The organism is Pseudomonas rhizophila (assembly GCF_003033885.1).
Lineage (GTDB): Bacteria > Pseudomonadota > Gammaproteobacteria > Pseudomonadales > Pseudomonadaceae > Aquipseudomonas > Aquipseudomonas rhizophila.
Map to the genome: position 1 here is coordinate 1,224,586 of NZ_CP024081.1, position 14,262 is coordinate 1,238,847.

The window sequence follows — 14,262 nt, forward strand, 5'->3', positions numbered from 1 at the left end:
GCAGGGATGAACTGGCGAGCGTGGGGTCTGCTGTTGTGCTGCCTGCCGTTGACGGCGACGGCGCTCGAGACCGGGAAGGACCCGGTGCCCTCGGTGATGTGGGCCTTCTATCACAAACAACTGCTGGCTGAGGCGCCGTTCGTGTTCGATGACCGGGTCCGATTGCTGGCGCCGCCTTTTGCCGAAGACGCGCGCCAGGTGCCATTGCAGATCGATGCCCGCGCATTCACCGGCGACGTGGTGCGCATGCTGGTTTGGGCCGAACTGAACCCGCTGCCCAAGATCGTCGATTTCCAGCCGGGGGAGCGGGTGCTGCCCTGGCTGTCGATCCGCATTCGTATCGAGCAGGCCACGCCGTTGCGCGCTGCCGTGCAGACCCGTGACGGCCTGTGGCACGTCGGCTCGACGTTGATCGACGCAGCCGGTGGCGGCTGCACCGCGCCAAGCGTGGTGCGGACCCAGCCGGGCTGGGAAGAACACTTGGGCGAAGTGCTGGGAGCCCGTTACCCCCGAGGTGAAGACAGCCGCCTGCGCCTGCAAGTCGCCCACCCGATGGACAATGGGCTGGTGAGCGGCATCCCGGAGTTTTACCTCAACCAGGCGCAGTTGCTGGACGCCGACGGCCAGGTGCTGGCGCGCCTGGAGCTGTTCCCGGCCGTCAGCGAAAACCCCAACCTGAGCTTCGACATTCAAGGCCCCGGGCAGACCCGCCTGTTGTTGCGTGACAACAGCGGCAATGAATTCGAGGCAACGGTCCCCTGACCACAAGGAGCGCGCCATGCGTTGGTTGTTGCTGATCTGGCTGGGCCTGTGCCTGCCGACATGGGCCGCAGCGGACTATTCACTCAAGCCCCGGCAGATCGCCGAAGGCACCTGGCTGCTGGAAGGCAGCACGGACAATTTTGCCAAGGCCAACGGCGGCAACATCGTCAACACCGCTTTTATTGTCACCGAGGCCGGCGTGGTGGTCATCGACAGCGGCCCGTCCCGGCGCTACGGGCAGGCCTTGCGCCAGGCGATTGCCGCGATCACCGATAAGCCGGTAGTCCAGGTGTTGCTGACCCATCATCACCCCGACCATGTCTTGGGCAACCAAGCCTTCAGCGACGTCTCCATCGGCGCGCTGGCGGGGACCACGGATCTGTTGCGCCAGCAGGGCGATGCCATGGCCGAGAACATGTACCGGCTGGTCGGTGACTGGATGCGTGGCACCGAAGTGGTATTGCCAAACCAAGTGCTGGTTCCCGGGCCGCTGAAGGTCGGCAACCATTCGTTGCGTCTGCTGGCATTGGCCGGGCACACCGGGGTGGACCTGGCGATCCTCGATGAAACCACCGGCGTGTTGTTTGCCGGCGATCTGGTGTTCTACGAACGAGCCCTGACCACCCCGAACAGCCCCGGTCTGGAGGTCTGGCTCAAGGACCTGGACACCCTGCAAAGCCTGTCGTGGAAGCAGATCGTACCCGGCCATGGTCCAGTGGCGAGCGATGCCCGGCCTTTCTTGCAAATGCGCGACTACCTCAGCTGGCTCGACCAACTGATGCGCGACGGCGCGGCCCGGGGCGATGACATGGCCGAGATGATCCGCAGCCCCATCCCCGAGCGTTTTGCCGGGATCAGCTTGAGTCGGTATGAGCTGATTCGCAGTGTCAGTCATCTTTATCCGCGTTATGAGCGGGTAGGGATGAAGCGAGTAGATGCCAAGATTGAGTAGTCCCGGCAAATCCCCCGGCTAGCGCCAAAAATGAAAAAGGCCGGGCTTGGTCTAAGGTCATTGTTAAGGACACAGCAGGGGTGTGGTGCCTGAAAAAATAGCCGAAGTCGCGGAACCGAAGATGTCATGGCCGCAGAGTGCTTTCTACGCAAGGCAGAACTCTGGAGCAGCGATGAAATGACCATCACAAAAATCCTCCACGACAAAATCCACGCCAATGGCATCGAAATGCACTATCGGTTTACCGGGCAAGGGGCACCGATCGTCCTTCTCCACGGCTGGCCACAACACTCTCTGATGTGGAATCGGGTCATGGCGGAACTCGCCGACCAGTATCTAATCATTGCCCCGGATCTGCGCGGAGCCGGAGGATCGTCGATTACGCCCGGGGGCTACGACAAGCGGACCATGGCGCGCGATCTACGAGCCCTCATCGAGAAGCTCAACCTGGGGCCGGTCTTCCTTGTGGGCTACGATCACGGTGTTGGCGTTGCTTACCAATATGCCGGCGCGCACCCCAACGAGGTTCGACGGCTGGCCCTCGCCGAATATGCGCTGCCGGGGTTCGGCTACGAGGCCAAGCTGACGCCGTCTCGAGACTGGGACGTTGCCAGCAGCTGGCAACTCAGCTTCTTCACTCAGCCCGATGTTGCGGAAATGTTCATTCGCGGAAAGGAGCGCGAGCTGCTCTCCTGGTTTTTCTGGAAGATGTCCGCCAACCCTGAGGGCGTGAGCGGCGAGGACTTCGAGGAATATGTCCGGCAGATCATCAAACCAGGCGCGCTGCGAGCGGGCCTCAATTACTACGCTGCGGTCTGGCAGGACATGGACGACCATTCCGAAACCGCTCGGCGGGGCAAACTGCAGATGCCCGTGCTCGGCATTGGTGGTCGATGGGGGTTCGCCGAGAAGACCAGCCTGCTCCTCGAACCGGTGGCGCAGCACCTGAGTGGGACCGTCATTGAAGGTGCCGGACACTGGCCGGCCGACGAACGTCCCGACGAATTCGCCCGAATCCTGCGCGATTTTTTCCAAGCCGACTCGCCCTGAAGCCGGCATGCCGTTCACGTAAGGCTGGCGCCACCTTACCGGCTTCCTGAGGGAACAGCGTTGTAACGGTCCAATCCGGTCTTCACATGTACCAAGGAACTAGAAAACTCAACACAGCGGGCAATTGTTGACGACGGCCCCAAGGCCAAGAATCTGCGGCAGACCGGGAAAATTTCCCGGGTATAACAATAACCGCAGAGGTAGCCGTCATGACTCATCCCGCACGTCGCCAGCCCTTCGCCGTGAGCCTGCTGCTCAGTGCCATGCTGCTGTCCGGTTCGGCCTTGGCCGCCGTGACCGATCAGGAAATTCTCCAGGACCCGAAAAACCCGCAGCAGGTCGTGACCAACGGCCTCGGCGTGCAAGGCCAACGCTATAGCCCACTCGACACGCTCAACGTGAATAACGTCAAGGATCTGCGTCCGGTCTGGGCGTTCTCCTTCGGCGGTGAAAAGCAGCGCGGCCAGCAGGCCCAGCCGATGATCAAGGATGGGGTGATGTACCTCACCGGTTCCTACTCGCGGGTGTTCGCGGTGGATGCACGCACCGGCAAGAAGCTGTGGCAATACGATGCGCGCCTGCCCGATGACATTCGCCCTTGCTGCGACGTGATCAACCGTGGCGTGGCGCTGTATGGCGACCTGGTGTATTTCGGCACCCTGGACGCCAAGCTGGTGGCCCTGAACAAGGACACCGGCAAGGTGGTGTGGAGCAAGAAAGTCGCTGACCACAAGGAAGGCTACTCCATCAGCGCCGCACCCATGATCGTCAATGGCAAGCTGATTACCGGCGTGGCGGGCGGCGAGTTTGGCGTGGTGGGCAAGATCAGCGCCTACGACCCGAAAAACGGCGAGCTGCTGTGGACCCGTCCGACCGTGGAAGGGCACATGGGTTATGTCTACAAGGACGGCAAGGCTATCGAGAATGGCATTTCCGGTGGCGAAGCCGGCAAGACCTGGCCGGGGGATCTCTGGAAGACCGGTGGTGCGGCGCCCTGGCTGGGCGGCTACTACGACCCGGAAACCAATCTGCTGCTGTTTGGCACCGGTAACCCGGCACCGTGGAACTCCCATCTGCGCCCTGGCGACAACCTCTATTCCTCGTCGCGCCTGGCCCTTAACCCGGACGACGGCAGCATCAAATGGCACTTCCAGAGCACCCCTCACGACGGCTGGGACTATGACGGCGTCAACGAACTGATCTCCTTCAACTACAAGGAAGGGGGCAAGGACATCAAGGCTGCGGCCACCGCCGACCGCAACGGCTTCTTCTACGTGCTCGATCGCACCAACGGCAAGTTCATCCGCGGCTTCCCGTTTGTCGACAAGATCACCTGGGCCAGCGGCCTGGACAAGGAAGGGCGGCCGATCTACAACGAGGCCGGCCGTCCGGGCGCGCCGGGCAGCGAAGCCAAAGGCAGCTCGGTGTTTGTCGCGCCGGCGTTCCTCGGGGCGAAGAACTGGATGCCGATGGCCTACAACCAGGACACCGGGTTGTTCTACGTGCCGTCCAACGAATGGGGCATGGACATCTGGAACGAAGGCATCGCCTACAAGAAGGGCGCGGCGTTCCTGGGGGCCGGTTTCACCATCAAGCCGCTGAACGAGGACTACATCGGTGTGCTGCGGGCCATCGACCCCAAGACTGGCAAGGAGGTCTGGCGTCACAAGAACTTCGCGCCGCTGTGGGGCGGAGTGCTGACCACCAAGGGCAACCTGGTGTTCACCGGCACGCCTGAAGGATTCCTGCAGGCCTTCAACGCCAAGACTGGGGAAAAGGTCTGGGAATTCCAGACCGGCTCCGGTGTGCTCGGTTCGCCCATCACTTGGGAAATGGATGGCGAGCAATACGTCTCCGTCCTCTCGGGCTGGGGTGGCGCGGTGCCGTTGTGGGGCGGCGAAGTGGCCAAGCGCGTGAAGGACTTCAACCAGGGCGGCATGCTCTGGACCTTCAAGTTGCCGAAAGAGTTGGTGGCCAAGCGCTGAGTTGTCATTGAGCCGGGGGCTGCTTTTGTGGCGAGGGGATTTATCCCCGCTGGGCTGCGAAGCGGCCCCAAAATCTTTGCGAGCGCTGCGCACTCGAGCGGGGATAAATCCCCTCGCCACAAAGGCAGCGCTTGTTCCCGCTTTTCGTGTCCTGAAAAATCCACAAACCTACGACCAAATAACGAGAGCCCCCCTGCCAATGACGCATTCGTCCAGCATGCGGGTCTCTCTACCATCGGCCTATCGCCTGTCCCGCGACAGGCATCGACCAGGCAGAGGCCCATTATGATCTATGCACAACCCGGAACCCCAGGCGCCGTCGTTACCTTCAAGCCGCGCTATGGCAATTTCATCGGCGGCGAATTCGTCGCGCCGGTTAACGGCGAGTATTTCACCAACACGTCCCCGGTCAACGGCGAGGTCATCGCCGAGTTCCCGCGCTCCAACGCCGCTGACATTGACAAGGCCCTGGACGCAGCCCACGTCGCTGCCGATGCCTGGGGCAAGACTTCGGTGCAGGATCGCTCCCTGGTGCTGTTGAAAATCGCCGACCGCATCGAACAGAACCTGGAACGCCTGGCTGTCAGCGAGACTTGGGACAACGGCAAAGCCGTGCGCGAAACCCTCAATGCCGACGTACCGCTGTCGGCCGACCATTTCCGTTATTTTGCCGGCTGCATCCGCGCCCAAGAGGGTGGGGCCGCCGAGATCAATGAACTGACCACCGCCTATCATTTCCACGAACCGCTGGGCGTGGTCGGACAGATCATCCCGTGGAACTTCCCGCTGCTGATGGCCGCCTGGAAACTCGCCCCGGCCCTGGCCGCGGGTAACTGCATCGTGCTCAAGCCAGCGGAGCAGACGCCGTTGTCGATCACCGTGTTCGTCGAGCTGATCGCCGACCTGCTGCCGCCCGGTGTGTTGAACATCGTCCATGGCTTTGGCCGCGAAGCCGGTGAAGCCCTGGCCACCAGCAAGCGCATCGCCAAGATCGCCTTCACCGGCTCGACCCCGGTGGGCTCGCACATCATGAAATGCGCCGCCGAGAACATCATCCCGTCCACCGTGGAGCTGGGCGGCAAGTCGCCGAACATCTTCTTCGAAGACATCATGCAGGCCGAGCCGGCGTTCATCGAAAAGGCCGCCGAAGGCCTGGTGCTGGCGTTCTTCAACCAGGGTGAAGTCTGCACCTGCCCATCACGGGCGCTGGTGCAGGAGTCGATCTACGCGCCGTTCATGGCTGAGGTCATGAAGAAGATCGCCAAGATCAAGCGCGGCAATCCGCTGGATACCGAAACCATGGTCGGCGCCCAGGCGTCCCAGCAGCAGTACGACAAGATTCTTTCGTACCTGGACATCGCCCGGGAGGAGGGCGCCGAGCTGCTCACGGGCGGCGCGGCGGAACATCTTGAAGGGGATTTGTCGAGTGGCTATTACATCCAGCCGACCCTGCTCAAGGGCCACAACAAGATGCGCGTGTTCCAGGAAGAGATCTTCGGCCCGGTGGTGGGCGTGACCACGTTCAAGGATGAAGCCGAAGCCCTGGCGATTGCCAACGACACCGAGTTCGGCCTCGGCGCCGGTCTCTGGACCCGTGACATCAATCGCGCCTACCGCATGGGCCGGGCAATCAAGGCCGGGCGTGTCTGGACCAACTGCTACCACCTGTACCCGGCCCACGCCGCGTTCGGTGGCTACAAGAAGTCCGGCGTGGGTCGTGAAACCCACAAGATGATGCTCGACCATTACCAGCAGACCAAGAACCTGCTGGTGAGCTACGACGTTAATCCGTTGGGCTTCTTCTAACCCAGAAACACCCACCTGTGGGAGCGAGCCTGCTCGCGATAGCGGTAGATCATTCAACCTCTATGTTGAATGTTCCGACGTCATCGCGAGCAGGCTCGCTCCCACATTTGGATTTGTGTGATTGCAGCATTGCTACCAACGCACCCCACCCACCGCTTCGAAAGTAGCATTCGAACGTCGGATACAGCGTGCATTAATGACCTTGCCGGAATGGCCCGGTACAAGAAGAGGAAAGACCCATGTGGACTAAACCCGCGTACACCGACCTGCGTATAGGCTTTGAAGTGACGATGTACTTCGCCAACCGATGAGCGCTGGCCCGGTCTGATATGTTCAGGCCGGGCTACCCATTTGGTCTGATTGCAATCACGGTGGGATGCTTTAGGCTCAGGGTATTCCCGGAACAATAAGAACAGGCTTACCGATGAGCCAGAGTCTCAGTCCGCTGCGCAAGTTCGTTTCACCTGAAATCATGTTTGGCGCCGGTTGCCGGCACAATGTCGGCAATTACGCCAAGACGTTCGGCGCACGCAAGGTGCTGATCGTCACCGATCCCGGCGTGATCGCCGCAGGATGGGTCGCCGACGTCGAGGCCAGCCTCCAGGCCCAGGCCATCGACTATTGCATCTACAGTGCCGTCTCGCCCAATCCCCGGGTCGAAGAAGTCATGCTCGGGGCCGAGCTGTACCGGGAAAACCACTGCGATGTCATCGTCGCGGTCGGTGGCGGCAGCCCCATGGATTGCGGTAAAGGCATCGGCATCGTCGTTGCCCATGGTCGCAATATCCTGGAATTCGAAGGCGTGGACACCTTGCACGTGCCCAGCCCACCGTTGATCCTGATTCCCACCACCGCCGGCACCTCGGCGGACGTGTCGCAGTTCGTGATCATTTCCAACCAGCAAGAGCGCATGAAGTTTTCCATCGTCAGCAAGGCCGCGGTGCCGGACGTGTCGCTGATCGACCCGGAAACGACCCTGAGCATGGACCCGTTCCTGTCCGCCTGCACCGGCATCGATGCGCTGGTGCATGCCATCGAGGCGTTTGTATCCACCGGCCACGGCCCGCTCACCGACCCCCATGCGCTGGAGGCCATGCGCCTGATCAACAGCAACCTGGTGCAGATGATCGCCAACCCGGCGGATGTCGCCCTGCGGGAAAAGATCATGCTGGGCAGCATGCAGGCCGGCCTGGCGTTCTCCAACGCGATTCTCGGTGCGGTGCACGCGATGTCCCACAGCCTGGGCGGGTTCCTGGATTTGCCCCATGGCTTGTGCAACGCGGTGCTGGTGGAGCATGTGGTGGCGTTCAACTACAACTCGGCCCCCGAGCGTTTCAAGGTGATTGCCCAGACGCTGGGTATCGATTGCCGGGGCCTCAATCACCGGCAGATCCGCACCCGGCTGGTGGAACACCTGATTGCCCTCAAACGCACCATCGGCTTTCACGAAACCCTGGGGCTGCACGGGGTGAGCACTTCGGATATTCCGTTCCTGTCGCAACATGCGATGCATGATCCGTGCATTCTCACCAATCCTCGGGAGTCGAGCCAGCGGGATGTCGAGGTCGTCTATGGCGAAGCCCTCTGACGAACAGCAAAAAGCCCTGGCCGGGCTGCTGGGACTGGGCAATCACTCCACGCGCAAGAGCCACTATCCGGAACTGGCCGCGCGCCTTGATGAGCTGGAACAGGCTCGGCAACACCTGCAACAGCTCAACGATCAGTTGGAACAGCGGGTGGCCGAACGTACCGACGCGCTGCTGGAGGCCAACCGCAACCTGCAACAACAGATCACCCAACGCGAGCTGATCGAACAACAACTGCGCGACGCTCGGGACGCTGCGCAGGCGGCCAACCGCAGCAAGGACAAATACCTGGCCGCCGCCAGCCATGACCTGCTGCAACCACTCAACGCCGCACGCTTACTGATCGCCACATTACGCGAACGCTCGCTGCCCACCTCCGAACACGTGCTGGTGGAGCGTACCCACCAGGCGCTCGAAGGGGCGGAGGACCTGCTCACCGACCTGCTGGACATCTCCCGGCTGGACCAGGCTGCAGTCAGGCCGGACCTGGCGCCGTATCGGCTGGATGAGTTGCTCGCGCCGCTGGCTTCGGAGTTTCAATCGGTGGCTGGCGCTGCCGGCTTGGAGCTACGGGTACGTTTCGGCGACGAAACAGTGATGACCGACCTGCGGCTGATGACCCGGATCTTGCGCAACCTGCTCAGCAATGCCTGTCGCTACACCGCTCAGGGCGGCATCCTGTTGGCCGCGCGGCGTCGGGGCGAGCGGTTGAGCCTGGAGGTCTGGGACACGGGGCGCGGTATTGCCGCCGACTGCCTGGAGTCGATCTTCCTGGAGTTCAACCAGCTGGACGTAGGTCGCGCTGCCGATCGCAAGGGGGTCGGCCTGGGTTTGGCGATTGTCGAGCGTATCGCCCACATTCTCGGTTATCGGGTCCAGGTACGTTCCCGCCCGGGGCGCGGTTCGGTATTCAGCATCGAGGTGCCGTTGTCTGCTGAAAGACTGCTGCCCATGGCCCAGATGCCCGCCCAGGCCGTCGCCGGTAACCCGCTGCCTGGCCGCCGTCTGCTGGTCATCGACAATGAGCTGAGCATTTTGCAAAGCATGGCCGCGCTGCTGGGGCAGTGGGGGTGTGACGTGTTGACCGCCACGGACGAGGCGGGTGCCTTTGACGTGCTGCAAGGCCGCGCGCCGGAACTGATCCTGGCGGATTTCCACCTGGATCATGGCGTCGTCGGGTGCGAAGTGGTCAAGCACTTGCGCGAGCATTTCCAACAGACGATCCCGGCGGTGATCATCACCGCCGATCGCAGCGACCAGTGCCGCCGCGCCTTGCGCAAACTCAATGCGCCACTGCTCAACAAACCGGTCAAGCCCGGCAAATTGCGGGCGGTGTTGAGTCAGTTGCTCGGATAGTGAGTGGCGAGGTGACGCCAGATTTCACCAACAATCCCTTATGGGAGCGAGCCTGCTCGCGATAGCACTGGGTCAGCTTGCATCACTGTCTAATGCGCCACCGCCATCGCGAGCAGGCTCGCTCCCACATTTATCAGCCAGTGCGCCATCAAAACGCCGTCATTTGGTCGGTGTTTATGCCTTGAATGAAAAAAGAGGCTTCGGTCTGTTTAGTTCATTCTGTAAACTCCCCCCGCTGCGACAATCGGGCGCGGCCATGTCTGGCCCGATTACAAGCGTTTTGCAGTGTCCCTCACCCAGCTGAAGCCAAGACCTACAAGAAGTCAGCGCCGGAGAGACATAAAAGCGAGGCCGATGATTCTCGGCCCCTGTAGGTCCGTCCTCCAGTCCCGTCTCGACCCCAGTCATGCCGTATGCCGGCCATGGCGTGGTCTATCCTTGCAGGACTGGTGGGCGGAATGGCGTTCTACCCTAGGGATACACACATGTTGAAGAGAACACACACGGCGCTGCTGGGCCTGGCGATGGCGATGGGTCTTGCGACCACGCACGCCGCCGAGGCAAAAAAAGTGGATGTCCTGCTCATTGGTGGCGGCATCATGAGCTCGACACTCGGCGTTTGGCTCAATGAGCTGGAACCGGACTGGACCATGGAAATGGTCGAGCGCCTGGACGGTGTTGCCCAAGAGAGTTCCAACGGCTGGAACAACGCCGGTACCGGCCACTCCGCGCTGGCCGAGCTGAACTACACGCCCGAAGACAAGAATGGCAAGGTCGAAATCGCCAAGGCCATCGAGATCAACGAAGCGTTCCAGGTTTCCCGTCAGTTCTGGGCCTGGCAGGTCAAGAACGGCGTGCTGAAGAACCCGCGCTCGTTCATCAACTCCACCCCGCACATGAGCTTTGTCTGGGGCGAGGACAACATCGCGTTCCTGAAGAAGCGCTACGAAGCCCTTCAGGCCAGCCCGTTGTTCGCCGGCATGCAGTACTCCGAAGATCGCGAGCAGATCAACAAGTGGGTACCGCTGATGATGCAAGGGCGTGATCCGAGCCAGAAAGTCGCGGCCACCTGGAGTCCCTTGGGCACCGATGTGAATTTCGGCGAAATCACCCGTCAGTTTGCTGCTCACCTGCAAACCAAACCGAACTTCTCCCTCAAGCTGTCCAGCGAAGTGCAGGACATCACCCGCAACGAAGACGGCACCTGGCGCGTTGCGTACAAGAACCTGAAGGACGGTAGCGAAACCGAGACCGACGCCAAGTTCGTGTTCATCGGCGCTGGCGGCGGTGCCTTGCACCTGCTGCAGGAAGCCGACATCCCCGAAGCCCGTGAATACGCCGGCTTCCCGGTAGGCGGCTCGTTCCTGGTGACCGAGAACCCGACCGTCGCCCAGATGCACCTGGCCAAGGCCTACGGCAAGGCTTCGGTTGGCGCACCGCCGATGTCGGTTCCGCACTTGGACACCCGCGTGCTCGACGGCAAGCGTGTGATTCTGTTTGGCCCGTTCGCCACTTTCTCCACCAAGTTCCTGAAGAACGGTTCGTACTTTGACCTGCTGACCAGCACCACCACCCACAACGTGTGGCCGATGACCAAGGTGGGTATCGAACAGTACCCGCTGGTTGAATACCTGGCCGGCCAGTTGATGCAGTCGGACGAAGATCGCTTCAACGCCCTGAAGGAATACTTCCCGGACGCCAAGCAACAAGACTGGCGCCTGTGGCAGGCCGGCCAGCGCGTGCAGATCATCAAGCGTGATGAAGAGAAGGGCGGCGTCCTGAAACTGGGTACTGAAGTGGTCGCCTCCCAGGACGGCAGCATCGCCGCTCTGCTGGGTGCTTCGCCAGGTGCCTCGACTGCTGCGCCGATCATGCTGACGGTGCTTGAGAAGGTCTTCAAGGACAAGGTCGCCACCCCGGCCTGGCAGGAAAAACTGCATCAGATCGTGCCAAGCTACGGCACCAAGCTCAACGAAAGCCCTGAGCGTGTGGCTCAGGAGTGGGCTTACACCAGCGAAGTCCTGCAGTTGGACACGCCACCGACGATCGGCCAGCAGCGCACCGCGCCTGCACCGACTGCGCCGGCCGCTGCCCCGCAAAGCAACCCGGCGGCCGACATGGCGCTGTAAACCGGACGTTGTCTGGTGAATAAAAAACGCCGCTCATCGAGCGGCGTTTTTTTTCGTCTATGATTTTTCGATCCCCGAAGAGGATCCAACCATGACTCGCCTGACCGCCAAGGACTTTGCCCCCGAACTGCTCGAGCTTTACGATTTTTACGCCCACGGCCAGATATCCCGAAGGATCTTCCTGGAGCGGGCCAGTCAGTTTGCGGTGGGCGGGCTGACGGCCGGCGCACTGCTGGCGTCGTTGAGCCCCAACTATGCCCAAGCGATGCAGGTGAACTTCACCGACCCGGATATCGTGGCGCAGTACATCACTTATCCCTCTCCCAACGGTCACGGTCAGGTGCGCGGCTATCTGGTCCGGCCAGCCAAGGCTAGCGGCCCGGTGCCCGGTGTGGTGGTCGCCCATGAGAACCGTGGCTTGAACCCCTATATCGAGGACGTCGCCCGGCGTGTGGCCAAGGCTGGTTTCGTGGCGCTGGCGCCGGACGGCCTGACCTCGGTGGGCGGGTATCCGGGTAACGATGACAAGGGGCGCGAGCTTCAGCAGCAGGTTGATCCCGAGAAGCTGATGAACGATTTTTTCGCTGCTGTTGAATTTCTGATGAAACACGACGCCATTGGCGGCAAGAAAGTCGGCATCACCGGTTTCTGCTACGGCGGCGGGGTGGCCAATGCCGCCGCCGTGGCGTATCCCGAGCTCGGCGCGGCGGTGCCATTCTACGGGCGCGGGCCCAAACCTGAGGACGTGCCGCGAATCAAAGCACCGTTGCTGATCCACTACGCCGAACTCGACACCCGCATCAACGAAGGCTGGCCGGCCTATGAAGCAGCGCTCAAGGCCGGGAAGAAGACCTATCAGGCCTATATCTATCCGGGCGTCAACCATGGCTTCCACAACGACTCGACCCCGCGCTATGACGAAGCGGCTGCCGAACTGGCGTGGGGGCGCACCCTTGAGTGGTTCAAGCGTTACCTGGGGTGAGCGCCACGTCGCGGCTCAGTAGCGAATCATCACGGACTTGAGTTCCGTGTAGTCGTCGATGAAGGCGCTGCCGAACTCCCGGCCCATCCCCGAAGACTTGCTGCCGCCAAAGGGCACGGCCGGGTCGAGCAGGGTGTGCATGTTCACCCATACGGTGCCGGCTTCGATGGCGGGCACCATGCGCAGGGCCTTGCCCAGGTCATTGGTCCAGAGGCTGGCACTCAGGCCGAACGGCGTGTCGTTCATCAGCTCCAGCAGCTCTTCTTCACTGTCGTAAGGCAAGAACGTGGCGATCGGGCCGAAGGTCTCTTCGTGAAGCAAGGTATCGCTGCGACTGTTGGCAAGGATGATGGTCGGCTCGACATAACAGCCCGGTCCGTCGATCAACTTGCCGCCGTGAATGATGGTGTTGTCTTGTGCCCGGGCTTTGGCAAAGAACTCGCCGAGTTTGCGCTGATGCTGGCGGTTGGTGACCGGGCCGAACTCGGTGGCTTCGTCCAGGGGCGAGCCGATATTGAGTTTGCTCAGGCGCTGGGCCAGTTTGTCCATGATCGGTTCAAGCTGCGAACGATGGACAAAGAACCGCTCGGCCGCCGCGCAGATTTGCCCTGAGTGCAGAAAACCCGCTTCGATGATGCCGTTGACCGCCACGTCCGCCGCCACGTCCGGCAGAAAACCCGCCGCATTCTTGCCGCCCAGTTCCAGTGTGGCACGGGTCAGCCCGGCGCCCATGGCGCTCTGGCCGACGGCGAGGCCGGTTGGCACGGAACCGGTGAACGAAACCTTGTTTGTGCCAGGGTGCTCGATCAACCCTTTGCCTACTTGACCACCGCCGGTCACCACGTTGAGGGCACCCGGTGGCAGGCCCGCGTCCATGGCCAGTTCGGCGATGCGCAGGATGGTCAGCGGCGTGAACTCGCTGGGTTTGATGATGATGCTGCAGCCGGTCACCAGTGCCGAGGCGAGTTTCCAGATGGCAATCATGGTGGAGAAGTTCCACGGCACGATGCCGACCACCACGCCCACCGGTTCGCGCAGCGTGAACGCGGTGTAGCGTTCACCGGCGAAGGAGGGCAGCGACGGGGTGATGGTCTGGCCGCTGATCTTGGTGGCCCAGCCGGCGTAATAACGCAAAAAATGCGCGGCCTGGTCGACCTCGAAAGCGCGGGATATCTGGATGATCTTGCCCGACTGGCAGGTTTCGATCTGCGCCAGTTCTTCGCGATGGCGCTCCAGTAGGTCCGCCAGCTTGAGCAGCACGTGACCGCGCACCGCCGGTGCCGCCGCAGACCACTGTTTGAATCCGCGCCGCGCCGACTCCACCGCCGCATCGATATCGCCTGGCGAGGCTTCGCTGACCTGTGCGATGACCTGGCCGGTGGCGGGGTTGACGACGTCCAGCGTCTGCGCGCTTTGGCTTTGGACATAACGACCGTCGATGAACAGCGCGTGGTGTCGGGCGAGAAAAGCTTCGACCTGAGGCAGCAGGGCAATATCGCTCATGAGGGTTTCCTGATCGCGGACAAGGGAAAGTCTGGAGGTTAATCCCTGGGGGGGCGATGCGGCTTGACTGTGCCTGCCGCGGGGTATGTCTGTGGCTGCCAGTTTCCGGGAGGGGCTGGCAGCCAGGAGCAAAAGCCATTGCAGCCATGTA

General features: G+C 61.8%; 11 protein-coding genes. 10 read left to right on the plus strand and 1 reads right to left on the minus strand.

All coding sequences use genetic code 11. The annotated features are described in order from the left end of the window. The first annotated feature begins 6 nt into the window (after nt 1–6). From CRX69_RS05710 to yghX, 10 genes are all read left to right on the plus strand, one after another. Nucleotides 7–762: a quinoprotein dehydrogenase-associated SoxYZ-like carrier gene (locus CRX69_RS05710; protein WP_047229005.1), complete on the plus strand. Its 756-nt coding sequence runs from the start codon at nt 7–9 to the stop codon at nt 760–762. A gap of 16 nt (nt 763–778) precedes the next feature. Beyond that, nucleotides 779–1,714, plus strand: coding sequence for a quinoprotein relay system zinc metallohydrolase 1 (locus CRX69_RS05715; protein ID WP_107321703.1), 936 nt, complete (start codon nt 779–781; stop codon nt 1,712–1,714). A gap of 177 nt (nt 1,715–1,891) precedes the next feature. Beyond that, entirely contained in the window at nt 1,892–2,764 is an 873-nt protein-coding gene (locus CRX69_RS05720) for an alpha/beta fold hydrolase (RefSeq protein ID WP_047229007.1), read from the plus strand. A 209-nt stretch (nt 2,765–2,973) separates the two neighbouring features. Continuing rightward, entirely contained in the window at nt 2,974–4,749 is a 1,776-nt protein-coding gene (locus CRX69_RS05725) for a PQQ-dependent methanol/ethanol family dehydrogenase (protein ID WP_076385149.1), read from the plus strand. Nucleotides 4,750–5,034: 285 nt separating this feature from the next. Then, nucleotides 5,035–6,555: an acetaldehyde dehydrogenase ExaC gene (gene exaC / locus CRX69_RS05730; RefSeq protein ID WP_107323237.1), complete on the plus strand. Its 1,521-nt coding sequence runs from the start codon at nt 5,035–5,037 to the stop codon at nt 6,553–6,555. A gap of 239 nt (nt 6,556–6,794) precedes the next feature. Continuing rightward, nucleotides 6,795–6,866, plus strand: coding sequence for a pyrroloquinoline quinone precursor peptide PqqA (gene pqqA / locus CRX69_RS05735; RefSeq protein WP_003243383.1), 72 nt, complete (start codon nt 6,795–6,797; stop codon nt 6,864–6,866). A gap of 113 nt (nt 6,867–6,979) precedes the next feature. Next, nucleotides 6,980–8,143 (plus strand): alcohol dehydrogenase-like regulatory protein ErcA, encoded by a 1,164-nt coding sequence (gene ercA, locus CRX69_RS05740; protein WP_076385145.1) that lies wholly within the window; start codon nt 6,980–6,982, stop codon nt 8,141–8,143. Continuing rightward, nucleotides 8,127–9,497 carry an ATP-binding response regulator gene (locus CRX69_RS05745; RefSeq protein ID WP_047229924.1) on the plus strand — a complete coding sequence of 457 codons (1,371 nt, stop codon included), beginning with the start codon at nt 8,127–8,129 and terminating at the stop codon, nt 9,495–9,497. Before ercA ends, CRX69_RS05745 begins: the two co-directional genes overlap by 17 nt. 485 nt (nt 9,498–9,982) lie before the next feature. Next, nucleotides 9,983–11,626: a malate dehydrogenase (quinone) gene (gene mqo / locus CRX69_RS05755; protein ID WP_047229923.1), complete on the plus strand. Its 1,644-nt coding sequence runs from the start codon at nt 9,983–9,985 to the stop codon at nt 11,624–11,626. Between the two features lie 91 nt (nt 11,627–11,717). Further along, complete coding sequence (gene yghX / locus CRX69_RS05760) at nt 11,718–12,608, plus strand: YghX family hydrolase (RefSeq protein WP_107321704.1); 891 nt, start codon at nt 11,718–11,720, stop codon at nt 12,606–12,608. A gap of 15 nt (nt 12,609–12,623) precedes the next feature. Here yghX and CRX69_RS05765 read toward each other — a convergent pair whose 3' ends face one another. Then, on the minus strand, nt 12,624–14,111 hold the full coding sequence (locus tag CRX69_RS05765; protein WP_047229921.1) for an aldehyde dehydrogenase family protein: 1,488 nt from the start codon (nt 14,109–14,111) through the stop codon (nt 12,624–12,626). Nucleotides 14,112–14,262 lie beyond the last annotated feature (151 nt).